Origin of the sequence: Aquabacter sp. (genome assembly GCF_965279295.1) — a bacterium.
GTDB lineage: Bacteria > Pseudomonadota > Alphaproteobacteria > Rhizobiales > Xanthobacteraceae > Aquabacter.
The window spans coordinates 14,875-40,404 of sequence record NZ_CBDIHQ010000012.1 but is presented as its reverse complement, the minus strand read 5'-3'; the positions used below and the strand labels follow the sequence as shown (position 1 = coordinate 40,404).

Here is a 25,530-nt window from a genome sequence, read left to right as displayed (position 1 = left end):
CCTCTCGGTGAAAGTCGGGACGGTGGCCGCCGTTTCGCTTTGGCTCCGGGTGCCTCCGGTCTATGGAAGCGCAGCGCCACGAGGCTTCCGCGAAGAGGAGCCTCCGCAGGGAGACGCCAAGCATGACCGAAGATACCGCTCCCAACTCCATAGAGGCGCGCGACCGACGGTCCGTCATCCATGGCCTGACCAATCTCCAGGTCCACCAGGAGCGCGGCCCCACGGTTATCGAGAGCGGACGGGGCGTCTGGGTCACGGACGTGCATGGGAACGAATATATCGAGGGCATGTCCGGCCTCTGGTGCGTGGCGCTGGGCTACGGGCAAAAGCGGCTGGTGGAGGCGGCGGCCCGGCAGATGGAGACGCTGGCCTATTATCACCTGACCAACCATCGCGGACACGAGCGGGTGGTGGAGTTGGCGGAAAAGCTGCTCGCCCTCTCGCCCGTCCCCATGGCCCGGGTCTGGTTCGCGAATTCCGGCTCGGAGGCCAATGACTGCGCCGCCCGCATGGCCTGGTATTACTGGAACGCGGTGGGGCAGCCGGAAAAGCGCAAATTCCTCGCCCATTCCCAGGCCTATCACGGCAATACCATCGCAACCGCCAGCCTCTCCGGCGTCGGCTACGCCCACGCGCGCTTCAACCTGCCATTGGATGGCTTTCTCCACGTCGCCTGCCCGGATTTTCTCAAGGAGGGCCGGCCCGGAGAGAGCGAGGCGGCGTTCGCTCGGCGCCTGCTCGCGGACGTCGAGGCGATAATCCTGCGCGAGGGCCCGGAAACCATTGCCGCCTTCTTCACTGAGCCCGTGCTGGCGGCCGGCGGGGTGATCGTGCCGCCGGAGGGCTATTTTGAGGGTCTTCAGGCTCTGCTGAAGGCCCATGACATCCTGCTGGTCTGCGACGAGGTGGTGACGGCCTTCGGGCGCATCGGCGACATGTTCGGCTCCGCCACAATGGGGCTCAGGCCGGACATGCTTGTCGCGGCCAAGGCCTTGTCGAGCGCCTATATCCCGATCTCCGCCGTGATGGTGAGCGAGCGCATATTCGACGCCATGATGCGCCAGAGCGGCGAACTGGGCGTGTTCGGCCTCACCATGACCTATTCCGGACATCCGGTTGCCGCCGCCGTCGCGCTGGAGGCCCTCGCCATCTATGAGGAAGAGAATATCCCCGCGCGGGTGCGCCGGCTGGAAGATGCCTTCCTCGGCGGGCTCCGGCGGCGCTTCAGGGATCACCCGCATGTCGCAGAGGTGCGCGGCCTTGGTTTGCTGGCCGGGGTGCAACTGGTGCGCGCCCGGGAGCCTCTCGAATTCTTCCCCCCGGCCAAGGGCGCCGGACGGCTCTGGGCGGATGCCGCAGAAAAGCGCGGGCTGATCGTGCGCGCCATCGGCGACACCATCGCGCTCTGCCCGCCGCTGATCATCAGCGAGGCTGAAATAGATCTGCTGATCGACCGGCTTGCTCTGGGCCTGGACGATGTGGCGGAGGCGTTGGCGAGCGAGATGCCCTTGTCGCTGTGACCGTCCCGTCCCAGCGAGCATGACCTATGGGAATGGACCTTAAGTCTTGCCGGAGTGTTCCGCGTTCCAGTGCAGAACACGTTGGCGGAACAGCAGAAATGCCGCGTCAAGCACGTAGCCGACGATGCCCATGACGATGATGTAGACGAACACCGTGGGGGTCTCGAAAAGCCGTCGTGCGGTGGTGAGCAAGCCACCGATACCGCCGCCGCCGCCGACCATCTCAGCGGTGAAGGCGGTGAGCAAAGCGAGCGGGATGGAGACGCGCACGCCGCTGAGCAGAGAGGGAAGCGCGGCGGGCAGGATGATCCTGAGCAGTAGCCGGCCGCGATTGGTGCCCATGGCCAGCGCCGCCCAGATCTGCGTCGTCGGCACCGTCTTTGCGCCCTCCCGCGCGGCGACCACGATGGGAAAGACGCAGGTAAAGGCAACCAGGATGATCTTGGAGATACTGTCGATGCCGAACCACAGGATGAAGACCGGCAGCAGTGTGATCTTCGGCGCGGGCATGCCGACCGCCACGAGCGGCGAGAAGAACCAGTCGAGGCCGCGCGTCCGCGCCATGGCGAAGCCGAGCGGCACGCCGATGATGAGCGCCCACAACAGGCCGCCGGCGGCGCGGTAGAGGCTGAGGGCCAGGGGTGCGAACAGTTCGCCCTCCCGCGTCAGGCGGACCGATTCCGTGAGGATGGCGGAAAGCCCTGGCAGGAAGGCCGGGCGGGTCCAGCCGAGGCGGCTGGAGGCCTCCCAGATCCCGCATATAGCCACCACCGTGGCGATGGACAGGCCGAGATTGATGGCGCGATCCCTGGTCATGTGGGCCATGGGGCTATCCCAGTCTCTGCTGGGGGTCGGCCCAGCGCAGCAGGTGATTTCCGATCAGAACCGTCAGCCGATCAGCCAGAAAGGCGGCGAGGACGGTGACGAGAACGGCGCCGAACATATAGTCGTAGGCGCCATTTTCTCCGTATAAAAACATGGCCTTACCGAGCCCCGCATTGGCGACGATCATCTCGGTGGCGACCGCCAGAACGAAGGCAAGGCTCACCGCGAGGCGCACGCCCACGAGAATGGCGTGGAGGGCGGAGGGGATGTAGATGCGCCATATCATGAGGTGCGCGGGGGTGCCCATGGCGCGGGCGCTCCACACCGTGGTCCGGGGAACGCCCTGCACCCCGTGATAGGTGTAGATGATGATCGGCAGCAGGCAGGCGAAGGCGACCGTGAGGATATTGGTCAGCCCGCCGATGCCCATCCAGAGGATCAGCAGCGGCACCAGCGCGGTCTTCGGCAGGGAGTAGGTGGACTTGATCACGGGATCGAGGATGGCCTCAAACCGTTGAGAAAGCGCCATTCCGGCCCCCAGGGGAATGCCGAGGGCACACCCCACCACAACGCCCACGCCGGCGCTCACCACGGTGGCACGAAGATCGCCCAGCAGGTTCTCATTGGTGAAGAGGTCGGCGGTGGCACGGGCAATGCGTTGCAGGGAGGGCAGGAAGTCGGGATTGACGAGACCGCTCATGCTCGCCGCCTGCCACAGGGCGGCAAGGGCAAGCAGGGGAATGGCGTTGGAGAACGTCGAGCGCCAGCTCATCTTGGTGCGCCGCTGCTGGAGACTTCATGGCGCAAGGCGAGCCACACTTCATTGCGTAAGGTGTTGAATTGCGGCGATAAAACCAGTTCCTCACGGCTGAGGGTCCGGTCCAGCTCGACCTTGAATTCGGTGAGAATCCGCCCCGGCCGCTTCGACATCACGCAGACGCGGTCGGAGAGATAGACCGATTCCGCGACATCGTGCGTGACCATCAGCACGGTCTTCTGGGAGCTGCTCCAGAGCCGCAGAAGCTCGTCCTGCATCACTTCCCGGGTCTGGGCATCAAGGGCGCCGAAAGGCTCGTCGAGGAGCAGCACGTCCGGCTCGTAGGCGAAGGTGCGGGCCAGTGCCACGCGCTGCTTCATGCCGCCGGAGAGTTCGCGGGGATACCGCTTCTCGAAGCCGGTGAGCCCGATCAGCCCGATGTAGCGCTCCACGGTCGGGATATAGCGGTCTTTTGGAATTCCCTGTTGAATCAAGCCGTAAGCGATGTTGTCGAACACCGTCAGCCAGGGAAACAGGGCATATTCCTGGAACACGATGCCGCGATCCGTCCCCGGCCCGGTCACCGTCACGCCGTTGACGGCGAGGGTTCCTTCGCTCGGTTCCACGAAGCCGCCGAGCATATAGAGAAGCGTGCTTTTCCCGCAGCCAGAGGGGCCGACGATGGAGACGAACTCGCCCTTTTCGATGGTCAAATTGACGTCGTCGAGCGCCTTCACCGAGCCGTCGGTGCCGAAGCGCTTGGTTAGATTGCGGATTTCAATTCTGGGATTGGCCATCTCAATTGCCGCTGTTCGTCAGTGCCGCGTGTGGATGTGCGTGTGGATGTGGCGCTAGATCGACCTGTGTCATGCAGCGCCAACCCATAGATCTACCAGCAACGAACAGCCCGGAATCGACAGGGCGCCCGGCACCTGGAACGTGGTCGTCGCGGGCAGGCCGTCGGGGAAGTAGGACCGCCGGACCCGCTCGACCGCCGCCGCCTCCCTGAGGTCGGTGTGGATGGTGGTCATCCGCACCGCATCGGAGAGCCGGCACCCTGCCGCCTCGCACAGCGCATGGGCGTCGGTGAAGATCGCCTCGGCCTGGATCGCCGCGCTCTCGGTGGCGTAGGGATAGTTGGGGTTCACCCGCGCGGCCTCGATCAGGCCGTCGGCGTCGGCGGCCATCAGGCCGGAGAGGAACAGGAAGTCGCCCGCGCGCACCGCCTGGGATTCGTGGAACACCGGCTTGCGGGCGCGCTCGGTGGTGATGACCTCCTTGCGCGCGTTGCCGGAATTGGTGACGGCCACCACATTGATCTCGATGCTGGTGCCGACCACCCCGAGGCTGTGCACCGGGAACACCGTGCGGGCCGGGGGATCGAGGGGGAACACCTCGCGCCAGACGCGGTCGACGCGGGGCAGGTCCTCAATGTTGGTGAGATAGACCTGCGCCTTGACGATGTTCTGCAAGCTGGAGCCGGCGGCCTCCAGGGTGAGGCCGATATTGCGGAGAATATAGCGGGTCTCGCGCTCCACCTGGTTGTTGCCCCAGTGGAACGCCGTGCCCCGCACCTCCGGCGCCAGGCCGCTGCGCCAGTCTGTGGCGAGTTGGCCGGCGGGGAACACATAGTCCCCGGCCTTGCTGGCCTGGGTGAACAACCCGAGCGGCGATGGCACCGCATCGCTGTTGATCGCCTCAATGGCGATGCCGTGACCCGGAGCGACCGCGAGCATGTCCACCTGGATGCTCGCCTGCGGCACCATCAGGGCATCGATATGCACCGACTGGCTGCTCGGCCGGGGCGCCGGGATCATGCTGCTGCGGACGCTTTGGTAGGGATCCATGACCGCGCGGCTGGCGGGGAACTGGTCGATCCGCACGCCATCCGCCAGATGTGCACCACCCTCCGCCAACACCGCATCGAGGCTGGTGAGCAAAGCGCGGGCCTCGCGCATGTGCTGCCCCTCCCCGGCCAACGGGATCGCCGGGTTGCCCCGCGCGTCGGGGAGCAGGCCGGTGCGGTAGTCGCTCGCCATGAGGCCGGACGCGAACACCCAATGCTTGTAGGCGATGCCGGGCGAGAAATCGGGCGAGGGGATCGGCATGCCGGGGGGCAGAAGGCGGCGACGGGTCATGCAAGGCTCCGGGGGCAGGCAAGCTGCAGGCGGGAAAGCGAATTTCTAACAAACCTAGATGTTATAAATTTCATCGCATGTTTGATATTTGTGTTGTCAATCCCCATTCGTGTCGGGCATGTGTGGTCGCGTTCTTCAGAGGAGGGTTGTTGATGGGCCAGATGATCGAACTGAAAAGCGCTGATGGTCATGTTTTCGAGGCTTATGAAGCGATTCCCGAGAAGGACACGCGCGGCGGTTTGGTTCTGCTGCAGGAGGTTTTCGGGCTCAACAGCTATATCCGCCGCCGCTGCGATCATTATGCGCGGCTGGGATATCACGTTGTTGCTCCCGCCCTGTTCGATCGCATCTCGCGAAATCTCCAGCTCGGATACGCCCTCGAGGATGGCCTGAAGGGGCGCGATTTGCGCGAAAGCATCGGCTGGGACGAGGTTCTGCTGGACACACGCGCAGCGGTCGCGCGGCTCGATGCCGACAAGCCCAAGGGCGCCATCGGCTATTGCTGGGGCGGGACCATCGCCTGGCTGGCGGCCACGCGCATTCCCGGCATCAGCGCCGCCTCCTGCTATTACGGCACCCAGATCCTGGCCTTCGCCGACGAGCGGCCGGCCTGTCCGGTGCTGATGCATTTCGCCGAACGCGATCATGTGGTCTCGCTGGATCAGGTGGCGGTCATCGCCGAGAAGGTTGCGGGAACGTCGGTCGAACTGTTCATCTATGAGGGCGACCACGGGTTTGCCTGTGACGAGCGGGCCGCGTTCCATGCGGAGAGCGCCGCGCTCGCCAACGACCGCACCGCCCGCCTGTTCGGGCTCAACCTGGGCTGAGGGAGGCGCAACAGCGCCTCCCCTTCCCCGGCTCGATCTGTCGGGACTCAGCAAGCCTGCGGCAGGTAGCTGAGGTCCATGATCTTGGAGGCATCAAAGGTGCCCTCGAAGATGCCCGCCTTGATCACGGAATCGATCGGCCCCTGGATCAGCGCCACGTCGAGGCAACCGTTCTTGGAGCGGAAATAGTCCTTGTTGGTGCCGAAATAGGACATGGAGCCCTCAGGCGCCTTCGCCAGACGCTCGCCGATGCCGCCCGCCGCCTTCTGGTTCGCGGGATCGAGCAGCCAGTTGGTGCCGGCCACATAATCCGCGAGATAGGCTTTCACCGCCGGGCCATTGGCCTTCAGGAAGTCGTTGCGCGCCGCCTGCACCAGAACCGACATGGGGCCGAACGCGTCGCCGTAATTGAACAGCGGACGAACCCCGCCCTTCGCCTGCTCGGACGCCATGAAGGGGTTGACCAGGCTGCCGGCGTCCACGCGCTTCTCCCGCAGGGCCGGGCCCATGTTGGGGAATGAAACTTCCACGATCTTCACATCGGTCTTGGGGTCGAGGCCGGCCTTCTTCAGCACCACTTGCAGCGCCATGTGCAGCGGGGTGCCGAACGCCACCACGCCGATCACCTTGCCCTTGAGGTCCTGGACCGTCTTGATCGAGCTGTCGTCCAGCACGAAGAAGGAGTTGGACGCCCAGCCCGGCCGGCCGTCCTGGAACAGATCGGCGATGACAGAGATGCCGCCGGGAACCGCGTCCTTGCGCACCGCCGTCAGGAGATTGACGAAGCCGGCGGCGGCGATGTCCGCCTGCCCGGCTGCAAGCAGCGCAACGCCTTCGGCAGCGTTGCGGGTGTTGATGAATTCAACCGTGTAGTCCTTGCCGTAATTCTTCAGCACGCCCGACTTCTTCAGTTCATCCGAGAACACCATGGTCTGCGGCTCGCTCGGCCCGACACCGCCGGCGGTGGCGAAGCGGATCGTGACCGGCGCGGCGAACGCAGGTGTCGGTACCCGTGCGATCAGCGGCGCGGCGGCGAGGAAGGCGCCGGCTTTCAGAAGGGTGCGGCGGCTGGGGGCGGAGATATTTGCGAAGGGGGGGATGGTCATTCTGGCCCTCTGGTGTCTGGAAGGTGGTTTGAAGTGCCCGGCCTGTATCGGCCGGTTGGAATTCAGGACGGGCGGGTTCGTCAGGCCGCCGGCGCGCGGTTGCGCAGCAGGGCGATGGCCTCGATTTCGACCAGGATGTCGTCGCGCATCACCTCTGCGCGAAAGCAGGTGCTGATGGGCTGTTCTTTCTGGAAATACTCGCCGCGCACCCGGTTCATCATGGTGTAATCGGCCGGGTCCTTGAGCATGATCACGACCTTAAAGATGTCGTCCATGGTCCCGCCCGCTGCTTCCACGCAGAGCTTGATGTTGTCGAGAGTCAGCCGCGTCTGCGCCTCAATGCCGGGCGGCACATAGCGTTCGTAATAGTCCCCCGAGATGTGGCTGAGCGCGGTGGTGCCGGCGATGTACAGGTGGTCGCCGACGCGGATCGCGCGCGAGAACGGCCCGACGGCTTCCGCCATGCCGCGCGGCTGGATGATTTCTTTTTCGGTCATCGTGATCGCCTCCGAAGGTGTGGTTTTGCTCAAGGCCCGCCGACCAACGGCAGAGCCGTATGCGCTAGATGAGAAAGGCACTGCGTGTGCTGCCCAAGGCGAGGTCGCGCACCACCGCGCACAGGCGTTCCGCGCCCTCCGCCAACTGGTCGCGCGGAACCAGCCCGAAGCTCACCCGCACGAAATGATGCTCCGGCCGGCTGGTGAAGAAGGCTTCCCCTGGAAGGAAGGCGACGCCTCTGCGCACCGCGCGGAAGTAAAGCTCAGACAGATCGGCCTGCTCGGGCAGGCCGATCCAGAGGCTGAGGCCGCCTTCCGGCCTGGATACGGGAACGCCGTCCGGCAGGCCGCGCTGGAGGGCATCGAACAGGATCGCCTGCCGCTCGCCATACTCGCGGCGCAGGCCGTCCATGAGCGAGGCGTAGCGACCCTCGACCAGCAGATGCGCGAACGCCTCCTGGATCAGCCCATGGCCGTGCAGATCGGCGGTGGCCTTGGCCTTCACCAGCGCATCGCGGCGGCGCGGCGGTGTTACCACCAAGCCGAGCCGCTGGCCGGGCAGCAGGCTCTTGCCGAACCCGCGCACATGAAACACCTCGTCCTCCGGCTCGGCGAGGGCGAACAGGGACGGCACGGCGGCCCCGGAAAAGCGCATTTCGCTGGCGTGGTCGTCCTCCAGCACCGGAATGCGAAACTTCCGCGCCGCCGCCAGGATGCGCCGCCGCTTCTCCTCGCTGGTGGTGATGCCGGTGGGGTTCTGGAAGGTGGGGTTGAGATAGATCAGCGCGACATCGGGGCTGGCGATTTCGCGCTCCAGGCGCACGATATCCGGCCCATCCGCCTCCACCGGAATCTCGATGATGCGGGCACCGGCGGCAATCATCGCATTGGCGGCGCCGTAATAGGTGGGCCGCTCCATGATGACCGCATCGCCCGGCCGCAGCACGGTGCGCGCCACAAGGTCGAGGCCCTGCTGCCCGCCCGAAGTGACGATGATATTGGCGGGCTCGGCATTGATCCCGGTCTGCGACAGCAGTTCGGCCAGGGCGTCGCGCAAACGCGGACGGCCGAGCGAGGTCTCATAGCGGAAATAGCTGTCCCACTCGGTGTCTTGCGCGCGCTGCAAGGCGGTGCGGAACGCCTCCCTCACCGCCGTGCCAACCTGGGGATAATTGGAGGTGAAGGAGATGACACCCGGCGCCCGGCTCAGTTCGTACAGCCGTTCGGCAAGCACGGGGTGCGGGGTGCCGTTGACGCTGCTCGCGCGGTCGGCGGCGGTTGAAGCCCGCTCCAGCACGATCGTGCCTTCGCTGCGGCGGCCTGCCACCAGACCGCGTTCGGACAGCTCGCGATAGGCGCGGGAGACGGTCAGCGGATTGACGCCCAGGGCGCGGGCGAGATCACGCACCGTCGGCAGGCGGGTGCCCGCCGACATGCTGCCGCGCTCGATCAGCATGGCGAGCTGCTCGCGCAATTGCGCGAACATCGGCACCGGCGCGTCCCGCAGCAGCCGAAGCCCCAGCGTCGCGCCCTCGCTTGTCGTGATCTCGGCGAATGCACTCATGGAAGGATTGCGCTCATGGGTGGTCGGCGACCTTGTTGTGTTCAATTTTTATTGTGCTGCTCAATCGCAACACATGCGAGTCATGGGCGGCACAAATGTTCGTCATCTCGCGCACAAAATTCAGTCTCTGGCTATATGAAAAAGCGGATTATCTCTGATATGTAAAGAATTGAAGGCAACCTAGCTTGCCGATTTCTTGTATTGTTTAAAACAATACAAAAGCGAAGGATCTGGGTCGATGCTTCCAGAACAGTTCGATCTGACGGTGCATGGGGGAACGCTTGTCATCCCCGGCACCGGACTGGTGGTCGCGGATGTGGGCGTGCGCGAGGGGCGCATCGTCGCGATCGGCGAGCATCTCTCGCCCGGCGCGGAGGCGATCGACGCGCGCGGCCGGCTGGTTCTGCCGGGCCTGTTTGACCCTCACACCCACATCGGCATCGAACGCAGCTTCGAGGAAGAGACCGTCACGGAGACGCGGGCGGCGGTGCTCGGCGGCGTCACCACCATCGGCATATTTTTGCGCTCGATCCCGGATTCGTATCTCGACCACCTCCCCGCGTTTCGCGCGGCGATGGACGAGACGAGCTATGTGGACAGCGTGTTCCACCCGCAGATCTTCAACGCCCAGCAGCTCGCGGAAATCCCCGAATGCGCGGCGCAGTACGGCATCCGCTCGTTCAAATTCTACATGTCCGGTATGCCCGGCGTGCTCGATCCCGTGGGGGATGATTTCCTGCTGGACGGCTTCCGCGCGGTCGCCGCGCTCGGGCCGGACGCGGTGGCCTGCGTCCATTGCGAGACCGGCGCGCTGATCGATCAGGCCCGCGCCGCCCTGAAGGCGCGGCGGGCCGAGGGAACCGTGGCGGATTGGGCCGAGGCGCACCCGCCCGAGGCAGAGGCCCTCGCCATCCGCACCGCGAGCTATCTCGCCGCTGTCGCCGGCGCGCATCTCTATGTGGTGCATCTCTCCAGCCAGGAGGGCGTGGAAACGGTGCGCGCCCTGAAGCGTGAGGGCGCGAACATCACCGTCGAGACCACCACGCCGTATCTCGGCCTCTCCAGCGATGACCCCAACGGCTTCAAGCTGAAGATGGTGCCGCCGATCCGCGCCAAGGCGCATGGCGCGGCGCTGTGGGGTGCCGTGCGGGACGGGCTGATCGACACGCTGGGCACCGACAACACCTCCCGCTCGCTCTCCACCAAGAAGCCGGAGGCGGGCCTGCATGGCGCGCGGCCGGGATTGCCGGTCCTTGGCACGCATCTGCCGGTGCTGCTGCACCACGGTCGGCGCCACGGCATTCCGCTTGAGACCCTGATCGATAAGGCGACGCGCCAGCCCGCCATGACCTACGGCATCTATCCCCGCAAGGGCACGATCATGGTGGGCTCGGATGCCGACCTCGTGGTGGTTGACCCGACGCTGGAGAAGGTGGTGAGCGCGCAGGCGCTGCGCGGCATGTCGGACTTCTCCCCGTTCGAAGGCCACGCCCTCACCGGCTGGCCGGTCATGACCATCAAGGGCGGGGTGGTGATCGCGCGCGACGGCGAGATCGTCGGCGCACCCAATGGCCGCTACCTGCCGCGCACCGCGCCGGCTGGCGATGGCTGGCCGGCAAGCGCGGAATGAACCGCGCATTGCACATGTCCCCGGCCGCGCAGGTGGGCCTGGTCGCGCTGGCGCCCGGCGTGCACGCCTTCATCGGCGCGGCGGGGGCCTCCAATTCCGGCATCGTCGCGCTGGACGATGGGCTGCTGATCTTCGACGCCCAGCAATCGGCGCGGGAGGGCGCCTTGCTGCGCCAACAGGCGGAAGCCGAGACGCGATTGCCGGTGCGCCAGCTCGTTCTGTCGCATTTTCATCTCGACCATGCGGCCGGCACCGCGGCCTTCCCCGACGTGCCGCTCCTCGCCCACGCCACCACCCGCCGCATCCTGCGCGCGCGGCTGGGAACGCCGGTCGGCGGGCGCTGGGAGATCGCCGATCTCGACGCCCGGCTGGAGCTGGCGTTCGGCGGCAATTTCCATGAGCTGGTGCCGGCGGACGCGCCCGACTTCGACTGGTTCCGGCAGCGCATGAGCGGGCCGGACGATGCCGGAATGGCGGTGCGCGTGCCCACCGGCACGCTGGACGCAGCCGCGTCCCATTCCCCCCTGGCGGGCGCGCTGCGCTTCATCGACGGGCCGCCCGCCCATTGCGCCAGCGATGTGGTGCTGCATTTGCCGGAGGTCGGCGTCGTGTTCCTCGCCGACCTGATGTTCGCCAACCGCCTGCCCTGGTTCGGCGATTGCGATCTCGACGGCTGGATCGCCCGTCTGGAAGCGGTGGAACAGCTCGATGCCGATACGTTGGTGCCGGGCCACGGCCCGCTCTCCCGCCCCGCCGATCTCAACGCCTTCCGCGCCCTGTTGCAGGACATCAGGGGCGCCACCGCGCGGGCGCTGGAGGACGGACTGAGCGAAGCGGAAGCGGTGTCGCGCGTGCGCCTGCCGGCCTACGCCCAGCTTCAGCGCTATGAGGCCTGGATGTCGCTCAACATCCGCGCCGCCTACCGCTATCTCAGAGACAAATGACATGCTGGAGCTGACCTTCGGCGGCGCGCCCTATGACCGCGTGGCGCCCCTGTTCGACGGGCGGGCGCGTGTGGCCGGCTGCGACCTGAAATGCGTGCCGCTCACGCCCGAGGATGCGCTCGCGCGGGTCTACAGCACGCAGGATTTCGACGTGACGGAGATGTCGTTCGCCTCCCACCTCACGGCGGCGGCGCGGGGCGAGACGCATTATGTCGGCATCCCCGCCTTCGTCTCGCGCGCGTTCCGGCATGGCGCGATCTATATCCGCACCGATCGCGGCATCGCCCGGCCGCAGGATCTGGCGCACCGCCGCATCGGCGTGCCGCAATATCAGATGACGGCGGCGCTCTGGGTGCGCGGGCTGCTCTCGGACGAATACGGCGTCGCCGCGCGCGACATCAGCTGGCGCACCGGCGGGCTCGACACGCCGGGCGGCGGCGAGCGCACCCCTTTGGACGCCCCCGGCTTCGACATCGCCCCCATCCCCGAGGGGGAAACGCTCTCCGCGCTGCTGGCGGCGGGAAGGCTGGACGCACTGGTCGCCTCGCGCCCGCCGGCCTGCTTCACCGCCGGCGCACCCGACGTCGCGCGGCTGTTCGCCGATCCGCGCGCGGTGGAGGAGGCGTATTTCCTGCGCACCGGCTTCTTTCCCATCATGCACATGATCGGCCTGCGCCGGTCTCTGGCGGAGCGTCACCCCTGGCTCGCGCCCGCCCTGCTCGAGGCCTTCACCCGCGCCCGCGATCTCGCGCTCGAACAGCTCCACTATGCCGGCGCCTATTATGCCAGCCTGCCCTGGCTGCCGGACGATCTGGCGCGCAGCGGCCGCGTCATGGCGGCCAACCCCTGGAGCTACGGCGTCCCCGCCAATCGCGCGGGGATTGAGGCGGCGTCACGCTGGGCCGTCGAACAGGGCCTGACCCGCACAGCGCCGCCCGTGGCCCGCCTCTTCGCCGCCGGCTGCCTGGATTGAGGGTGCGCGCTTGGGGACGGGCCCCCTCTCCCGCTTGCGGGGGAGGGCTGGGGAGGGGGCCGGGCGCTTAAGAAGACGCTCCGCCCCCAGCCATGTCTCACCAATGCCCCCTCCCTAACCCTCCCCCGCAAGCGGGAGAGGGAATAACGCACCACTCCCCCTCGGGGCGAGGTGGAAACCGCCCGCCTTCGCGCTGAACGGACCACGGGCGTTTGCAAGATCCCTGTCGCAAAGCTCCCGCCTCCGGGGGACTGGAAATAACCCAACGCGTTCAGCCCCGCCCCTGAATCCACCGCCCACCCGCGCGCAACACAATTCCGAAGGCCGCCGCATGTCCGAGAGCCCCGCCAAAGTCGCCTTCATCACCGGTGCCTCCTATGGCGTGGGGGCGGCCTGCGCCCTGACGCTGGCGCGCGACGGCTTCGATCTCGCCCTCACCGCGACGCGGGCGGCGAACCTCGGGCAGACCCTGGCGCACGTCGCGACGCTCGGGCGGCGCGTGCTGGCGCTCGATCTGGACCTCGCCTCCCAAGCCTCCCTGGACGCGGCGACCGACGCCGCCCTCAGCGCATTCGGCCGCATCGACGTGCTGGTGAACAATGCCGGCGTCAATCTCGCGCGCAACGCCCTCGACGTGACGCGCGCGGACTGGGACCAAGTGATCGGCGCCAACCTGACCGGTACCTTCTTTCTCACCCAGCGGATCGGCCGACACATGATCGCGCAGGGGATCGCCGGGCGCATCGTCACCGTGTCCTCGACCCACGCTCTGGTGGGTGCGGTGGACCGGAGCGCCTATGGCATCAGCAAGGCCGGCCTGCTGCAGATGACCCGCATGCTCGCCATCGAATGGGCGCCCCACGGCATCACAGTCAACGCCGTCGCCCCCGGCCGGATGGACACCGCCTCCCCCTCCCGCGCCGGCACCGCCAACGACCCCGCCTATATGGCCGCCCTGCTCGCCCGCGTCCCCCTCAACCGCCTCGCGACCCCCGAAGACATCGCCGCCGCCATCGCCTTTCTGGCGGGGCCGTCAGCGGGGGCGATCACGGGGCAGACGGTGGTGATTGATGGGGGGATGACGGTGGTTTGAGGGGGGTATTTTACAATGGGGATTACTAAATGACTGATTCCGATAGCACGGCTCAATTTGCTACGCGGCGTCTTCGTCTCTAGTACCCTCTCGCCCGACTGCTTCCATCTCGGCAATGTCATCGGTGAAATCAATGACCATCTGAATGGGCACTTCATCCGGATGCTCATCATTGAAGTGATCGACGTCCTGTTTAATCTGAAAACAGTCATCTACGATCGATTTTCGGCGTTGCCCAAATGATTTCTCTAAAAACGAGCGAGGCGCCGTGTCGATATCGGCCCACAAGCTCAGTTGCTGGCCTTCGATCCAAGTTCGGATTGAATGTTTGGCGCGATACTTGCGTCCCTTCTCATCAACGCGCTTTTCCTGACGCAAGCTGTCCGCCAAAGCGTCGCGACAGATTTTTACTATGTCACGCGGGGCAGGCCTATAAAGTCCGCGCTCGATCGCCCACGCCGCAACCTCATCCAGCGATACGGGGTCCGCACTTACTTCTTCGGTATAGCGATCGAAAATCGCTTGCATCTGTTCGCTGAAGGTTGCCACGCCTAAATCCTATTACTTAGAGCTGCACTTCGGCCACATTGCCCCAGCCATCGGCAAGGGCTTCTTCTAGGAGATGACTCCGGACTGGAACCTGATATTTACGCAGAAAATCGTAGCGTTTCATCCGCTTCTGGAGTTGGCCCACTACGATCGCCGGGTGTACAGCCATTAGCGCTGCAAATCCGACAATGTCGCGCTCCGAAAAGTAGGGATGCTTACGGGCGTAGAAGGATGACATCTTCGCTGAGGGAACGCAGAAATCAGCGGCAGCCGTATTGGCGACCCTCTCCTCGTCCAACTCCCCACTGTCATCATTGGAGCCCTCACCCGTCAGGCAGTCAACAATCCCTATCGATTGCTTTCCATGACCCTGAAGTACATGCTCCACTTCATGCCGTAGTACGAACCAGAAATTATCGAGCCGGTCGTACAACGTAGACATCCCGATAACCGGAGAGACATCGTCAAGCCAAGTACAGACACCATCTATTTTAGCATTTGGCAGAACCTCGACAATCACAAGGCGGACTCCACAGCCTGCCAAGAGGCCTGGAACTAAGGCGACCGCTTCAGGATCGATCATCAAACCGCGCAATTTAGGTAGAAGAGCGCCAAGTCTATCGGTTGAAAAAGTTTCAACGTTCATCTGCCTGGCAAGCTGGCGCACTCGAAATACCCACGCGAGTTGCTGCGGCGGCGTAGCATCATAATGGGTGCGCTTCGCAGCAAATGCGACGTCAGCCATTATACCAACGTTGGCCGCTTCGAAGAAGCGAGACATTTGAAGTTGGAGTAGGGATGCTTCACCGTCATGAATCCAACCGCGCCGGATCATGTCCCTTACGGGAAAATGCGCCTGCAGTTCGGCCCGAGTCTTAACGGCTGGATCGGGGACTTTCGCATTCTGCAGGTCATAACGGCCCTGAAGATTGAGGAAGAACTCTGGCGGTGTATCAAACGCATCTCCAAGCAAACGCGCCATATCAGGAGTGACACCTCGCTTACCCGACAAAAGCGGATTAAGCTGCTGCTCTGTCTGACCAAGAATGAAGGCGAGATCGCGCTGGGACCAACCACGCGCCTCTAATTCCATCTTTATGAATGTACCTGGTGGCTCGATAGCCACCTGACCGCTACTGCCCATCATGCCGCCCCGCGCAGTTGCTCTTCTATTGCGGTTACGATCACCGTCATGATGCTGTTCTTTTCTGTGATTTTGACTGCCATCGCCCATTGGGGCGAGAGCATTACAAGGTGTTCTTCCAATTCGCTTCTTGGCTTCAGGCCGAGACTCTTCCAGTTGTGCAACGTACGCGCATCAGGCGCGGCTCGCATGATGCTAATGCGCTGGCGGGCCGCCTGGATGACAGCGACTGGCAAGTGAGTTTCTGCCGCAGCTTCTGTCTCAATTAGGGCTAAGCGAGGATCTGTGAACTCAATGTCCATTGCCTTCAACATAGAGCACAACCAAGCCATGTCAACTAGACTTAACGTAAGTAGTTAAGTTTGATATTTGGGCGTATGCATACATGCTTGATATGGTATCTTGGCACCTCATGCGTGCTGCGGTACAGATTGAAGCGCGCTAATGATAAATGATGGGAGAGCGTCAAGATGCCATTAATGACTTTCGACGCCGCAATCACCGAATCAGCAAGCTTCGCAAAGCGCCATCTACTTTTAGGTAATGGCTTCAGTATCGCTTGCCGCGCAGACATCTTCCACTATGGCTCGCTATTCGCCCAGGCAGATTTCAGCGGCTGCCCGGAGGCGAAGTCTGTTTTTGAGCTGCTGCGTACCCAGGATTTTGAGGCGGCGATCCGCGCACTTGAGAACGCCGCTCTCATTCTGCCTGCCTACGTGCCCGATGGGGCCGGCGCGATCACAAAAATGGAAGCCCATGCCGCTTCGCTGAAGGAAATTCTTATTCAAACCATCGCAGGCAACCACCCCGCTGTCCCGCCGGAGATCAACGATGCAAAGTTCTGGGCGTGCCGCGCCTTCCTCGCTCACTTCCTCGGCGCTGGAGGTCAGGTCTTTACACTTAACTACGACCTGCTGCTTTATTGGACGCTGATGCATGGCGACGATCCGTTAGGAGACCCAATAAATCTCGCCAAGAATGACGGCTTCGGAAATGATGAGGATGATCCCGACGCGGATTATGTTGTATGGCAGGGTGAAATCGGCGCGCATGATGCGCGTGTACACTTCCTTCACGGTGCTCTGCACCTGTTCGATTCCGGTTCCGAACTTAAAAAATACACTTGGGTGCGGAACGGTGTGCCATTGGTTGAACAGGCACGGGCGGCGATCAATCGCAACGCTTATCCATTGTTTGTGGCGGAAGGAACGAGCGCTCAGAAGAAGGCGAAAATTCGCCACAACGCTTACCTTTACCAAGGTTTCAAGCAGTTCACAGCGAATGTGAAGATTGGCACCCATTGCTTTTTCATCTTCGGACACTCGCTTGCGGCTAACGACGACCACATCCTGTATCGCATGGCACGCGGCAATTTCCGGAAGCTCTATGTCGGCATCTATGGCGACCCAGCGTCAGAGGACAATCAGCGGATCAAGGCCCGTGCGGGTGAGCTTTCCGCGAAGCGAATCGAAAGATGGCCGCTGGAAATCGCCTTTTATGATGCTTCTACAGCGCGAGTCTGGGGGTAGCGACATCAGCCTCCATTCCCACCCCCGCCTTGCCTTCCCGCCCCCCTTTAGGATAGCTCCAGCTTGAGCATTCCGGATGGCGGCAGCGGCTGTCATCCGCCCGAACACGGGGAGCATGGGGATGGCGGGGAAGAGTTGGGACAGGGTTCCGATCGACGCGCAGAGCATCGATGCGCCTCTGTCGCGGGCGGCGGTGTTTCTCGTGGTCACGGTGGGGAACGAGCCGGCCGCGCTGAAGCGGGTCTGCGCGGCGCTGGATGGGCTGGATGATCTGGTCAAGACCGTCGGGTTCCGCGATCTCTCCGCCCAGCTTTCCTGCATCGTCGGGATCGGCCGCGATCTGTGGGATCGGCTGCGCCTCGACGGGCGGCCGAAGGAATTGAAGACGTTCGCGCGGATCGAGGGGCCGGTCCATGCGGCCCCTTCCACGCCGGGCGATCTGCTGTTCCATATCCGCTCCGAGCGCACCGATGTGTGCTTCGAGTTCGAGCGCATCCTGCTCGACACGCTCGGCCCCGGCGTGAGCGTGGTGGATGAAGTCTCGGGCTTTCGCTATTTCGATGCGCGCGACCTGCTGGGCTTTGTCGACGGCACGGCCAACCCCACCGGCCTCGATTTGCCCGCCGCATCCCTGGTGGGCGATGAGGACGCGGAATTTGCCGGCGGCAGCTATGTGGTGGTGCAGAAATATCTCCACGACATGAGCGCCTGGGCGAAAATCCCGACGCCGGTGCAGGAGCAGATCATCGGCCGCACCAAGATCGACAATATCGAGATCGACGACGACGACGCGCCGCGCAAATCCCACAAGTCGCTGGCCACCATCCTCGATGCCGATGGCAATGAGTGCGACATCCTGAGGGACAACATGCCGTTCGGCCGTCCGGGGCAGAAGGAATTCGGCACCTATTTCATCGGCTATGCGCGCTATCTCTGGGTGATCGAAAAGATGCTTGAGCGCATGTATATCGGCGACCCGCCCGGCGCCTACGACCGGCTGCTGGATGTCTCGACGCCGCTCACCGGCATCACCTTCTTCGCCCCCACCCGCCCGATGCTGCAAGCCCTGGTTCAGGCGGCGCAGGACAAGCTGGCGCAGGACAAGCTGACGACCGCCTGACCGGCGGACTTTGCGGCCGGCTTACTGCCCTTTGACGTAGCGCGCGAGGGCGGTTCCGGTGCGCACGATATGCTGTTCCAACAGCGCGCAGGCGCCCGCGATGTCGCGTTCGAGCGCCCGCTCATAGATCGCGCGGTGCTCGCTGGGCACGTTCCTGTCGTGGAGGTTTTTGAACAGGAAGATCCGGCGATAGCGGTCGCTGAGATTGAGCAGGGTGCGGCAGAACTGGAGCATCACCGGCATCTCGCAGCCGGAAATCAGCGCGAGATGGAACGCGCTGTGGGCGGTCTCCCATTCTCGCAGGTCGGAATCGAGCGAGGTCTGCTCGATCTTGGCGAGGTGATGGAAGGCGACCACCAATTGGTCCTCCCACTGGGTGCCGCCGTGCAGCATGGAGCGCTTGAACGCCTCCGGCTCCAGCGCCCGCCGCAGCACGGTGATCTCGTCCAGATTCTGCTTTGACACCGGCGCCACGCGAAACCCGCGCTGGTCCTCGGCGACCACATATCCCTCACCCGCCAGCTTCAGCAGCGCCTCGCGCAGCGGGCTCAGGCTGACGTTGAACCTGGTCTTCAGATTGCTCAGCCGCAGCGGGGCCCCCGGCAGCAATTCGCCGGACACGATGGCGAGGCGAAGCTGGTCCGCCATGGAGGTCGAAAGCGAGCCGGAGCCTGGGTCCAGCCGGGTGGATGGGGCGGCGACATCCGGGTCGGTGGTCGAGTTCACGAAGCTCCCTCCCCAGGCGATCCACGCCGTCACCGATGACGCCTTGAGCCGGCAATCCCAGTCATAGAACCGATTGTTCGGGCTTTGTCGAGCCCGCCGCAGGTCGGTTGACAAAATATCGATAATCCTATCACAAGTCGAAATAGGATAAGAAACTCGATATATGACGCTGAGGAAACCACCTGATATGGCTGGCCCCGAGACCTCCCCCAAAGCCTGGATCGCCGCGCAATTCGGCGCCTATAACGACGACACGATCAGCCTCGAGGCCCGGCGCGCGTCGTATCGCGCGATGATCGGCCATGTGCCGCCCCGGGTGGACGCCCGGCTGGAAATCACCGGCGCGCTCGACCCGGTCGCGCTCCAGCTTCAGGAGACGCTGCGCGACCACGCCATGACGCCCGGCATCTTCGATGAGAAGACCATCCAGCTCATGATCTTCGCCATGATGATGGCCGAGCTGAGCGATGCCGCCCATCTCCACGCCAGCGCCGCCCGGCGGGCGGGGGCGTCCTGGGAGGAATTGCAGCGGGTGATCACCTTGTGCGCGATCTTCCGGGGCGTGCCGGCGGCCAATCGCGGCGCCGATATCCTGGCCAAGGTGGCCGAGAAGGAAGCCGCCGCCGCGAAAAACGGCGCCTGATCGCTCACCGCAGGTATTTTCAAGAAAACGGCGGAGGCCGGCGCGGCGCTCCGCCCGCCAATCCTAGGGAGAAGACGCGTGGCAAGGCTTAAGGCACTCATCGAGGGCCCGGATCTCATTGTCGCCCCGGTGGCGCTCAACCCGATCATGGCGCGGCTCGCCAAGGAGGCCGGCTTCAAGGCGGTCTATCTGAGCGGCGGCTCGCTCGGCTGGGTGAAATGCATCACCGAGGCCAACCTGACGCTGCCGGAACTGGCGGATGTCGCGGTGGACATGCGCGCGGCCTGCGACCTGCCGATCATCCTGGATGCCGGCGGCGGCTGGGGCGATCCGGTCCACATGCATCGCACCGTGCGCCTCTCGGAGGCGGCCGGCTTCGACGCCATCGAGATCGAGGATCAGGTGATGCCGCGCCGCGTGCACCACCACATCGGCGTCGAATATCTCATCCCGCCCGAGCAGATGGCGCTGAAGATCAAGGAGGCCGTGGCGGCGCGCACCGACCCCGACATGCTGATCATCGGCCGCACCAATTCCAAGCGCGTCAACGGCATCGACGATGCGATCCGGCGGGGCGAAGTCTATCGCAGGGCCGGCGCCGACATGCTGTTCATCCACACCCGCGACCCCGACGAGATGCGGATGATCGGCGAGCGGCTGGAAGGCCCGCTGATGATCTTCGCCCCCGAAGACGGCTTCGTGGATTTCCCGCTGAGCAAAGCCGATCTCGCCGGGCTCGGCTTCCGCCTTGCCGCGTCCTCGGGCACCGCGTTCGCCGCCATGCACAAGGCCGTGCGCCAGTCCTACGAATACCTCGCAAGAGAAGAGATCGACCCGTTCCTCGGCAAGGGCGGCGCGGTCAAAGAAATGAAGCTTGCCCACAAGGTTTCCGGCCTCGAACACCTGCTGGAGATCGAGAAACGGACCATGGATCTCGGCTGATGATCCGCGCAAGCGCCGCCTGCGTTTGCGCGAAATTGGCGTGAGCCTCGCCCGGCCGGAGCCGTCTGAATAAAGCTCAGAGTGAAACCGCTGTATTCAAGATTAAAAGCAAAAATAATATCGAGAGGATGCGCCAAATGAGACAATATGCTGCGAGCTTTCTTGTTGCATTGGGTTTGTGCGCTTCGGCAGCAACCCAAGCCAGCGCGGAATATCCCGATCATCCGATCCGGATCGTCGCCGGATTTGCCGCGGGGGGCGCGACCGACGTCGCCGCCCGCATCATCGCCAACCGCATGGGCGAAGCCCTCGGCCAGCAGATGATTATCGACAACCGGCCGGGGGACAGCACCAACACCGCCGCTGGGATCGTCTTCAAGGCGCCGCCGGATGGCTACACGCTGTTCATCGCCGGCAACTCCAATTCGGTCAATCCCGCGCTGAGCGCGCGAACCCCGGTCGATATTCTGAAGTTCACGCCGATCGCGCTGTGGGCCGCCGTGCCCAATATCCTGGTGGTGCCGCCATCCCTCGGCGTGAAGGATGTCCAGAGCCTGATCGCGCTCGCCAAGTCGCGGCCTGACGGCCTGCTCTTTGGCTCGTCCGGGCTTGGGTCGATCTCGCATCTCTCCGGCCAGTATCTCGCCAACCAGACCGGCGCGAAGCTGATCCACGTTCCCTACAAGGGAAGTTCCGAGGCGATGACCGACCTGATGATGGGCCGGATCGACATGATGTTCGCGGCGCGCTCGACCGTCGCGGCCTACATCAAGGACGGAAAGCTGGTGGCATTGGCCTCCTCGACGCGGGAGCGGCCCAAGGGGCTCGAAGACCTGCCGACGGTGTCGGAGGCCGGCGTTCCCGGCTTCGAGGCGAGCATCTGGTTCGGCATCGTCGCGCCCCCCGGCACGCCCGCGGCCATCGTCGCCAAGCTGGAGAGCGCCTCGAACGTCGCATTGGCCGATCCCAAGGTGCAGGCACAACTCGCGCTGCAAGGCATCGAGCCGTTTCCGGGGAATGGCGACGCGTTCTGGGCCTATATGAAGAACGAGATGGACAAATGGGCGAAGCTCATCAAGTCCGCCGGCATCATCGCTGAATAGGCCCCTTCCTGAAGATCTCGCCGCGAACCGAGCTGTCCGCGCGCGCCGCCTGCTCTGCACAAGGACACACCGTGAAACCAGACCTTTCGCCGCCGGACACCGTCGCCGACGTCTATCTCCGCCAGCTGGCGCATCGCGGCATCGACTGCCTGTTCGCCAATGCGGGAACCGACTTCGCGCCGATCATCGAGGCCTATGCCAAGGCGCAGGTGACCGGCAGCGACACGCCGAGGCCGGTGACGGTTCCGCATGAGAATGTCGCCATCGCCATGGCGATCGGCCATTACCTCGGCTCGGGCCGGCCCCAGGCGGTGATGGTCCACGTCACGGTGGGAACGGCGAACGCGCTGTGCGGCCTGATGAATGCCTCGCGCGGCAATATTCCGGTGCTGATGACCGCCGGGCGCACGCCGTTCACCGAGAGCGGGCGGGTGCGCGGTGCGCGCAGCGGCGAAAACCATTGGTCGCAGGACATGCGCGACCAGGGCTCCCTGGTGCGGGAATATGTGAAGTGGGACTACCAGCTTCCGCACGCCGATATTCTTGAGGCATCCGTCGACCGCGCCATGACCATCGCCATGAGCGAGCCGCGCGGGCCGGTCTATCTGAGCCTGCCGCGCGAGGTCCTGGGCAGCCCCGCCGAGCCGTTGGTGCAGGCCCCCGGAAGCTATTGCCCGACCGCCTTCGCTCCCGACCCGGACGCCATCCAGACAGCGGCGCGGATCATCGCGGAGGCGAAGAACCCGCTCATCATCACCACCAACGGCGGGCGGACCGCCGAGGAATTCGAGGCACTGGGGCGATTCACGGACACGTTCGCGATCCCCCTGACACAGCGCAAACCCCGCTTCATGGCGATCTCGACCGATCACCCCATGCACCGGGGCTATGCGCCGGACGATTTCATCGGCGAGGCGGACGCGATCCTGGTGATCGAATGCGATGTGCCTTGGGTCCCCGGAAAGGTACAGCCGGGCGCGGATTGCAAAGTCGTACATATCGGCGTCGACCCGATTTTCGCCACCTACCCCTTGCGCGGCTTCCGTTCGGATGCCGCCTTGACCGGGGGGGTTCCCGCCACGCTCGCCTTGCTTGAAACGGCCCTGGAGAGCTATGCGACCTCCCACGCGCAGGTCATCTCGGAGCGGCGTGAGCGGATCGTCGCAGAGCGGGAAAAGCAGCGGGCGCAATGGCGCGCCATGCCGGATGCGGCACGCACCCAGCAGCCCATGAGCCCGACCTGGATCTCCTATTGCATCAACCAGATCAAGGGCGAGGACGGCATCATCGTCCGGGAGCTGCCGCTGGTTCTCAACCAGATGGATTTCACCCGCCCCGATTGCTACTTCTCGCCCAATTGGGCGGCAGGGCTCGGGTCGGGCCTGGGCGTCGCGCTTGGCGTCAAGATGACCAAGCCGGACCAGTTGGTGATCTGCGTCGTCGGCGACGGCTCCTACATGTTCGGCACGCCGCTCGCCGCCCATTACGTGTCGCGCGCGGAAGATCTGCCGTTCCTCACCATCATCTTCAACAATGAGCGGTGGGACGCGGTGCGCGGCAGCACGCGGGCCATGTACCCGAACGGATACGCCGCCAGAAGCAACGCCGAGCCCATGACCTATTTCGAGACCGGCACCCGGTTCGAGAGCGTGGTCGCGGCGGCGGGCGGCTATGGCGAGCGGGTGGAAGACCCCGCCGAATTGCCGGCGGCGCTGAAACGCGCGGTGCATGCTGTCACCCAGGAGCGCCGGCAGGCGGTGCTCAACATCGTCTGCGCCTGAGCCGTCGTTTCCCGCGTGACCACCGACATGGGGATCGCCCGCGAGGAGATTTTCGGGCCGGTGCTGTCGATCATTCCCTATGACAGCGAGGACGAGGCGATTTCGATCGCCAACTCTTCCGTCGACGGGCTTGCCGGCTACGTCCATAGCGAACACGGCCGGGCCTGCGAGATCGCCAACCAGATCCGGGCCGGCCGGGTCTATGTCAACGGCGCGCCCAACCTCAACGACGCGCCGTTCGGCGGCGACAATCAGTCCGGCAACGGCCGCCACAACGGCATCTTCGGCTTCGAGGAATATATGGAGGTGAAGGCCGTCATGGGTCACCGCCCGTGATCGCCTGATGTCTGGTCGTGCGCGAATTGCGATGCCGGAACGGTTCGCGCGTTCTATAGAGGGCGCGAATGCGGGACATGTCCCGGAAGAGCAGGAGCAGACCATGGCCGAGCGATTTGAACGGCACCGCCAACCCTGGACCTATGAGGAACTCGAGAAGCTCAAGCTGCTCGCCAAGAAGGGCATGGCGCTGAGGGCGATCTCCAAGGCGATGACCCGCAGCGAGGAATCCATCAAGGACCGCGCCAAACTCGACGGCATCGGGATCGCCAAGCTCCGGTAGAGAGCGGCGCGGTTACGGATGGTTGTCCTTGCAGGCGGTGTCCGGCATGGCCCGCAGAAGGAAGACCGAGTCCTCCGGACCTCCGATGAGCATGTCGTTCAGGTCCGGGCCGGTGACGTCATCATAGATCTTCAGCCTGCCGGGGTTCGCCAGGCGCAGGTTGCCGCCCTCCAGGGTGACCAGAAGCTCGGAAGCTCCGTCCGTGTCGGGCCGGCATTTCAATCCCGCGTCGCCCGGTTCGCAGCGGCCCCCGGCGCGCCAGTCCTGCGGCTTGTTCCGGACCCAGACATTCATGCCGAAGTCGATCTTGCCGGCGTCGTAGCGGGACGCCTCAATGCGGAGCCAGAGGCGCCGCACCTGCTGGCCCTGATGGCTCTGCAGATGCGCCGCGTCGTAAGTTCGGCCGAAGCAACCCAACGGCATGTCGGCGGCCGCGGCCAATCCGGCACATGAGGCCATACCGGCCGCCGTTACCAGAAGGACGCGCGCCAACCTGCCCAAGAGCCTGCTCCTGTCGTTATGCCGGCAGGACAACCACCTTCGTCTTGACCGGCGTGCGCGAATACAGGTCCATCATGTCCTGGCTGAGCAGGCCAACACAACCGCTCGTCACGCCCGAGCCGATCGACTCGGGGTCGCTGGTCGCATAGATCGTGTAGAGCGTGTAGCTGCCGTTCTGGTAGAGATACAGCGTGCGGGCGCCGAGCGGATTATCGAGGCCGCCGGGCATGCCGCCGGCCCACTTGGCCGCCTCCGGCTGGCGCTTGATCATCTCCTTGGGCGGCGTCCAGACCGCCCATTCGCCCTTGCGCCCGACATAGGCATCGCCGTTCCACAGGAAGCCCTGGCGGCCGACATTGGCCCCGTAGCGGGTCGCCATGCCGTCTTCCTCGATGCGGTAGACGTAGTAATTGCTGGGATCGACGATGATCGTGCCCGGCGCTTCCTTGGTCTCGTAACGCACGGTCGCGCGAAAATATTTCGGATTGACCTTGCTGACATCGACCGCCGGGATCGCGAACTTCTCCGTGGGCACCGGCCCGTAGAGCTTCTGCGCCTCGGCCACGCTCATATAGTCGGAGGTCGAGCAGCCGGCCAGCGCCAGCGCGCCGAGGCTGACGGCAGAGCCGGCCAGAAACGACCGGCGGCTGAGACGCCCCCGATGCGCGCCCAAAGCGTTCTCGTCCAAAGCGTTCTCGTCCATCTTGCCGGCATCGGCCTTGCGATCGTCCATGATCATGATTTTGGACTTTCCGTGTCCTGCTGCCCAACGCGATAATACACCCGTTGAGCATCTTTCCGAGCTGAGATAGCCGGCAGATGGCGCAACTGGCAAGCTCGCGCTTTCTCCGCGCCACGCGATCCGCCGGCCTGCGCGGCCGATCGCAATGCTGCAATGCGCCGCTAATGCTGCCTTGCGGCACGTCGCGGCACCCTGCGACCGCACGGCGTGCCGATCCCCCTCGCATCGCTGTTGTTGCCGGTCGACGACCGTGCCAA

Annotated in this window: 27 protein-coding genes; 14 read left to right on the top strand and 13 right to left on the bottom strand. The window is 64.5% G+C overall.

Features of this window, described 5'->3' with window-relative positions; all coding sequences use genetic code 11:
* Window positions 1-122 precede the first annotated feature (122 nt).
* The gene (locus ADADO0_RS05690; RefSeq protein WP_511304137.1) at window positions 123-1,520 is read left to right on the top strand and encodes an aminotransferase; all 1,398 of its coding nucleotides are present in this window, start codon (window positions 123-125) and stop codon (window positions 1,518-1,520) included.
* A gap of 39 nt (window positions 1,521-1,559) precedes the next feature.
* Here the strand turns inward: ADADO0_RS05690 and ADADO0_RS05685 are convergent, their stop codons facing one another.
* The 4 genes from ADADO0_RS05685 to ADADO0_RS05670 form a co-directional block, all read right to left on the bottom strand.
* Window positions 1,560-2,345, bottom strand: coding sequence for an ABC transporter permease (locus tag ADADO0_RS05685; RefSeq protein WP_511304136.1), 786 nt, complete (start codon window positions 2,343-2,345; stop codon window positions 1,560-1,562).
* A 4-nt stretch (window positions 2,346-2,349) separates the two neighbouring features.
* Entirely contained in the window at window positions 2,350-3,117 is a 768-nt protein-coding gene (locus ADADO0_RS05680) for an ABC transporter permease (RefSeq protein ID WP_511304135.1), read from the bottom strand.
* On the bottom strand, window positions 3,114-3,899 hold the full coding sequence (locus ADADO0_RS05675) for an ABC transporter ATP-binding protein (RefSeq protein ID WP_511304134.1): 786 nt from the start codon (window positions 3,897-3,899) through the stop codon (window positions 3,114-3,116). The genes ADADO0_RS05680 and ADADO0_RS05675 overlap by 4 nt, the downstream gene beginning before the upstream one ends.
* 69 nt (window positions 3,900-3,968) lie before the next feature.
* The gene (locus tag ADADO0_RS05670; protein ID WP_511304133.1) at window positions 3,969-5,240 is read right to left on the bottom strand and encodes a RidA family protein; all 1,272 of its coding nucleotides are present in this window, start codon (window positions 5,238-5,240) and stop codon (window positions 3,969-3,971) included.
* A gap of 152 nt (window positions 5,241-5,392) precedes the next feature.
* Here ADADO0_RS05670 and ADADO0_RS05665 point away from each other — a divergent pair, with 152 nt between their 5' ends.
* Window positions 5,393-6,067, top strand: a complete 675-nt coding sequence (locus ADADO0_RS05665) for a dienelactone hydrolase family protein (RefSeq protein WP_511304132.1) — start codon at window positions 5,393-5,395, stop codon at window positions 6,065-6,067.
* A 47-nt stretch (window positions 6,068-6,114) separates the two neighbouring features.
* Here the strand turns inward: ADADO0_RS05665 and ADADO0_RS05660 are convergent, their stop codons facing one another.
* From ADADO0_RS05660 to ADADO0_RS05650, 3 genes are all read right to left on the bottom strand, one after another.
* On the bottom strand, window positions 6,115-7,173 hold the full coding sequence (locus ADADO0_RS05660; protein ID WP_511304131.1) for an ABC transporter substrate-binding protein: 1,059 nt from the start codon (window positions 7,171-7,173) through the stop codon (window positions 6,115-6,117).
* Between the two features lie 80 nt (window positions 7,174-7,253).
* Window positions 7,254-7,670 carry a RidA family protein gene (locus ADADO0_RS05655; RefSeq protein WP_511304130.1) on the bottom strand — a complete coding sequence of 139 codons (417 nt, stop codon included), beginning with the start codon at window positions 7,668-7,670 and terminating at the stop codon, window positions 7,254-7,256.
* Window positions 7,671-7,734: 64 nt separating this feature from the next.
* On the bottom strand, window positions 7,735-9,234 hold the full coding sequence (locus tag ADADO0_RS05650) for an aminotransferase-like domain-containing protein (protein WP_511304129.1): 1,500 nt from the start codon (window positions 9,232-9,234) through the stop codon (window positions 7,735-7,737).
* A 238-nt stretch (window positions 9,235-9,472) separates the two neighbouring features.
* Between ADADO0_RS05650 and ADADO0_RS05645 the strand changes: the two genes are divergently transcribed.
* From ADADO0_RS05645 to ADADO0_RS05630, 4 genes are all read left to right on the top strand, one after another.
* Window positions 9,473-10,864 (top strand): dihydroorotase, encoded by a 1,392-nt coding sequence (locus tag ADADO0_RS05645; RefSeq protein WP_511304128.1) that lies wholly within the window; start codon window positions 9,473-9,475, stop codon window positions 10,862-10,864.
* Window positions 10,861-11,808 (top strand): MBL fold metallo-hydrolase, encoded by a 948-nt coding sequence (locus ADADO0_RS05640; protein WP_511304127.1) that lies wholly within the window; start codon window positions 10,861-10,863, stop codon window positions 11,806-11,808. Before ADADO0_RS05645 ends, ADADO0_RS05640 begins: the two co-directional genes overlap by 4 nt.
* A 1-nt stretch (window position 11,809) precedes the next feature.
* Window positions 11,810-12,781, top strand: coding sequence for a substrate-binding domain-containing protein (locus ADADO0_RS05635; protein ID WP_511304126.1), 972 nt, complete (start codon window positions 11,810-11,812; stop codon window positions 12,779-12,781).
* 331 nt (window positions 12,782-13,112) lie between these two features.
* The gene (locus ADADO0_RS05630; protein WP_511304125.1) at window positions 13,113-13,874 is read left to right on the top strand and encodes an SDR family NAD(P)-dependent oxidoreductase; all 762 of its coding nucleotides are present in this window, start codon (window positions 13,113-13,115) and stop codon (window positions 13,872-13,874) included.
* 60 nt (window positions 13,875-13,934) lie between these two features.
* Here the strand turns inward: ADADO0_RS05630 and ADADO0_RS05625 are convergent, their stop codons facing one another.
* The 3 genes from ADADO0_RS05625 to ADADO0_RS05615 are packed head-to-tail and all read right to left on the bottom strand — an operon-like array spanning window position 13,935 to window position 15,869.
* The gene (locus tag ADADO0_RS05625; RefSeq protein WP_511304124.1) at window positions 13,935-14,423 is read right to left on the bottom strand and encodes a hypothetical protein; all 489 of its coding nucleotides are present in this window, start codon (window positions 14,421-14,423) and stop codon (window positions 13,935-13,937) included.
* A 16-nt stretch (window positions 14,424-14,439) separates the two neighbouring features.
* Window positions 14,440-15,570, bottom strand: a complete 1,131-nt coding sequence (locus ADADO0_RS05620) for a helix-turn-helix domain-containing protein (protein ID WP_511304123.1) — start codon at window positions 15,568-15,570, stop codon at window positions 14,440-14,442.
* Complete coding sequence (locus ADADO0_RS05615; RefSeq protein ID WP_511304122.1) at window positions 15,567-15,869, bottom strand: hypothetical protein; 303 nt, start codon at window positions 15,867-15,869, stop codon at window positions 15,567-15,569. The genes ADADO0_RS05620 and ADADO0_RS05615 overlap by 4 nt, the downstream gene beginning before the upstream one ends.
* A gap of 177 nt (window positions 15,870-16,046) precedes the next feature.
* Here ADADO0_RS05615 and ADADO0_RS05610 point away from each other — a divergent pair, with 177 nt between their 5' ends.
* Together ADADO0_RS05610 and ADADO0_RS05605 are read left to right on the top strand one after the other, a co-directional pair.
* Window positions 16,047-17,096, top strand: coding sequence for a DUF4917 family protein (locus ADADO0_RS05610; RefSeq protein ID WP_511304121.1), 1,050 nt, complete (start codon window positions 16,047-16,049; stop codon window positions 17,094-17,096).
* 121 nt (window positions 17,097-17,217) lie between these two features.
* Window positions 17,218-18,216, top strand: coding sequence for a Dyp-type peroxidase (locus ADADO0_RS05605; protein WP_511304120.1), 999 nt, complete (start codon window positions 17,218-17,220; stop codon window positions 18,214-18,216).
* A gap of 21 nt (window positions 18,217-18,237) precedes the next feature.
* On the opposite strand, the gene ADADO0_RS05600 is transcribed toward ADADO0_RS05605, so the two are convergent.
* Window positions 18,238-18,942, bottom strand: coding sequence for a GntR family transcriptional regulator (locus ADADO0_RS05600; RefSeq protein ID WP_511304119.1), 705 nt, complete (start codon window positions 18,940-18,942; stop codon window positions 18,238-18,240).
* A gap of 187 nt (window positions 18,943-19,129) precedes the next feature.
* On the opposite strand from ADADO0_RS05600, the gene ADADO0_RS05595 reads away from it, so the two are divergent.
* The 6 genes from ADADO0_RS05595 to ADADO0_RS05570 all read left to right on the top strand — a co-directional run bounded on the left by ADADO0_RS05595 (window position 19,130) and on the right by ADADO0_RS05570 (window position 24,030).
* The gene (locus ADADO0_RS05595; protein WP_511304118.1) at window positions 19,130-19,585 is read left to right on the top strand and encodes a carboxymuconolactone decarboxylase family protein; all 456 of its coding nucleotides are present in this window, start codon (window positions 19,130-19,132) and stop codon (window positions 19,583-19,585) included.
* Window positions 19,586-19,663: 78 nt separating this feature from the next.
* Window positions 19,664-20,527 carry an isocitrate lyase/PEP mutase family protein gene (locus tag ADADO0_RS05590; RefSeq protein WP_511304117.1) on the top strand — a complete coding sequence of 288 codons (864 nt, stop codon included), beginning with the start codon at window positions 19,664-19,666 and terminating at the stop codon, window positions 20,525-20,527.
* Window positions 20,528-20,664: 137 nt separating this feature from the next.
* A complete protein-coding gene (locus tag ADADO0_RS05585; protein WP_511304116.1) occupies window positions 20,665-21,630 on the top strand; it encodes a Bug family tripartite tricarboxylate transporter substrate binding protein in 966 nt (321 codons plus the stop codon).
* A 71-nt stretch (window positions 21,631-21,701) separates the two neighbouring features.
* Window positions 21,702-23,411, top strand: coding sequence for a thiamine pyrophosphate-requiring protein (locus ADADO0_RS05580; RefSeq protein ID WP_511304115.1), 1,710 nt, complete (start codon window positions 21,702-21,704; stop codon window positions 23,409-23,411).
* Between the two features lie 15 nt (window positions 23,412-23,426).
* Window positions 23,427-23,747, top strand: a complete 321-nt coding sequence (locus ADADO0_RS05575; protein WP_511304114.1) for an aldehyde dehydrogenase family protein — start codon at window positions 23,427-23,429, stop codon at window positions 23,745-23,747.
* 103 nt (window positions 23,748-23,850) lie between these two features.
* Window positions 23,851-24,030 carry a hypothetical protein gene (locus tag ADADO0_RS05570; RefSeq protein WP_131833504.1) on the top strand — a complete coding sequence of 60 codons (180 nt, stop codon included), beginning with the start codon at window positions 23,851-23,853 and terminating at the stop codon, window positions 24,028-24,030.
* 12 nt (window positions 24,031-24,042) lie between these two features.
* Here the strand turns inward: ADADO0_RS05570 and ADADO0_RS05565 are convergent, their stop codons facing one another.
* Both ADADO0_RS05565 and ADADO0_RS05560 read right to left on the bottom strand, forming a co-directional pair.
* Complete coding sequence (locus ADADO0_RS05565) at window positions 24,043-24,531, bottom strand: hypothetical protein (protein ID WP_511304113.1); 489 nt, start codon at window positions 24,529-24,531, stop codon at window positions 24,043-24,045.
* A 16-nt stretch (window positions 24,532-24,547) separates the two neighbouring features.
* Window positions 24,548-25,270, bottom strand: coding sequence for a L,D-transpeptidase family protein (locus ADADO0_RS05560; RefSeq protein ID WP_511304112.1), 723 nt, complete (start codon window positions 25,268-25,270; stop codon window positions 24,548-24,550).
* Window positions 25,271-25,530: the final 260 nt, after the last annotated feature.

Excerpts from the sequence above, each read along its gene's own strand:
- ADADO0_RS05665 (WP_511304132.1), top strand. The coding sequence starts at position 5,393 with ATGGGCCAGATGATCGAACTGAAAAGCGCTGATGGTCATGTTTTCGAG.
- ADADO0_RS05690 (WP_511304137.1), top strand. The coding sequence starts at position 123 with ATGACCGAAGATACCGCTCCCAACTCCATAGAGGCGCGCGACCGACGG.
- ADADO0_RS05640 (WP_511304127.1), top strand. The coding sequence starts at position 10,861 with ATGAACCGCGCATTGCACATGTCCCCGGCCGCGCAGGTGGGCCTGGTC.
- ADADO0_RS05675 (WP_511304134.1), bottom strand. The coding sequence starts at position 3,899 with ATGGCCAATCCCAGAATTGAAATCCGCAATCTAACCAAGCGCTTCGGC.
- ADADO0_RS05660 (WP_511304131.1), bottom strand. The coding sequence starts at position 7,173 with ATGACCATCCCCCCCTTCGCAAATATCTCCGCCCCCAGCCGCCGCACC.
- ADADO0_RS05585 (WP_511304116.1), top strand. The coding sequence starts at position 20,665 with ATGAGACAATATGCTGCGAGCTTTCTTGTTGCATTGGGTTTGTGCGCT.
- ADADO0_RS05650 (WP_511304129.1), bottom strand. The coding sequence starts at position 9,234 with ATGAGTGCATTCGCCGAGATCACGACAAGCGAGGGCGCGACGCTGGGG.
- ADADO0_RS05635 (WP_511304126.1), top strand. The coding sequence starts at position 11,810 with ATGCTGGAGCTGACCTTCGGCGGCGCGCCCTATGACCGCGTGGCGCCC.
- ADADO0_RS05685 (WP_511304136.1), bottom strand. The coding sequence starts at position 2,345 with ATGGCCCACATGACCAGGGATCGCGCCATCAATCTCGGCCTGTCCATC.
- ADADO0_RS05560 (WP_511304112.1), bottom strand. The coding sequence starts at position 25,270 with ATGATCATGGACGATCGCAAGGCCGATGCCGGCAAGATGGACGAGAAC.
- ADADO0_RS05680 (WP_511304135.1), bottom strand. The coding sequence starts at position 3,117 with ATGAGCTGGCGCTCGACGTTCTCCAACGCCATTCCCCTGCTTGCCCTT.
- ADADO0_RS05570 (WP_131833504.1), top strand. The coding sequence starts at position 23,851 with ATGGCCGAGCGATTTGAACGGCACCGCCAACCCTGGACCTATGAGGAA.
- ADADO0_RS05620 (WP_511304123.1), bottom strand. The coding sequence starts at position 15,570 with ATGATGGGCAGTAGCGGTCAGGTGGCTATCGAGCCACCAGGTACATTC.
- ADADO0_RS05670 (WP_511304133.1), bottom strand. The coding sequence starts at position 5,240 with ATGACCCGTCGCCGCCTTCTGCCCCCCGGCATGCCGATCCCCTCGCCC.
- ADADO0_RS05630 (WP_511304125.1), top strand. The coding sequence starts at position 13,113 with ATGTCCGAGAGCCCCGCCAAAGTCGCCTTCATCACCGGTGCCTCCTAT.
- ADADO0_RS05610 (WP_511304121.1), top strand. The coding sequence starts at position 16,047 with ATGACTTTCGACGCCGCAATCACCGAATCAGCAAGCTTCGCAAAGCGC.
- ADADO0_RS05645 (WP_511304128.1), top strand. The coding sequence starts at position 9,473 with ATGCTTCCAGAACAGTTCGATCTGACGGTGCATGGGGGAACGCTTGTC.
- ADADO0_RS05605 (WP_511304120.1), top strand. The coding sequence starts at position 17,218 with ATGGCGGGGAAGAGTTGGGACAGGGTTCCGATCGACGCGCAGAGCATC.
- ADADO0_RS05615 (WP_511304122.1), bottom strand. The coding sequence starts at position 15,869 with ATGGACATTGAGTTCACAGATCCTCGCTTAGCCCTAATTGAGACAGAA.
- ADADO0_RS05655 (WP_511304130.1), bottom strand. The coding sequence starts at position 7,670 with ATGACCGAAAAAGAAATCATCCAGCCGCGCGGCATGGCGGAAGCCGTC.
- ADADO0_RS05595 (WP_511304118.1), top strand. The coding sequence starts at position 19,130 with ATGGCTGGCCCCGAGACCTCCCCCAAAGCCTGGATCGCCGCGCAATTC.